At 49.4% G+C, this 542-nt stretch carries 2 tRNA genes; both read right to left on the bottom strand.

The features are described 5' to 3' along the window. Window positions 1-164: 164 nt before the first annotated feature. Window positions 165-240, bottom strand: a tRNA-Ala gene (locus Xvie_RS20545). Window positions 241-347: 107 nt separating this feature from the next. Next, a tRNA-Ile gene (locus tag Xvie_RS20540) sits at window positions 348-424 on the bottom strand. Window positions 425-542 lie beyond the last annotated feature (118 nt).

Raw genomic sequence — 542 nt, 5'->3', positions numbered from 1 at the left:
GTGTCTTCGGACTGGAGTTTTGAGAGACTCCCCAATCCCGTCTTCACGACTGGGACTGGGTGTTTCAAATTTTCAGCTTGTTCCGGATTGTTAAAGAGCAAATATTTCACAACACACTCGGTTGCCCCAATGCATTCTGAAATAAAAAATTGTTCGAAGAGGAATGGTGGAGCTAAGCGGGATCGAACCGCTGACCTCCTGCGTGCAAGGCAGGCGCTCTCCCAGCTGAGCTATAGCCCCATTCAGGGGGGTATCGTTATGCAGAGCCACCTTGCTTAGGCCAGCCATAAACGGGCAACGCTTATCTTAATAAGCGACACTGTTCATCACACTGCATAAGTAAGATTTGGTAGGCCTGAGTGGACTTGAACCACCGACCTCACCCTTATCAGGGGTGCGCTCTAACCACCTGAGCTACAAGCCTATGCCGATACCGTCTCTTCTTTCATCAGACAATCTGTGTGAGCACTGCAACAAAAACTACTATCTCTAGGTAAGGAGGTGATCCAACCGCAGGTTCCCCTACGGTTACCTTGTTACGA

The organism is Xenorhabdus vietnamensis, assembly GCF_002127535.1.
GTDB classification, from domain to species: Bacteria; Pseudomonadota; Gammaproteobacteria; order Enterobacterales; family Enterobacteriaceae; genus Xenorhabdus; species Xenorhabdus vietnamensis.
This window is presented reverse-complemented; position numbering and strand designations above follow the sequence as displayed.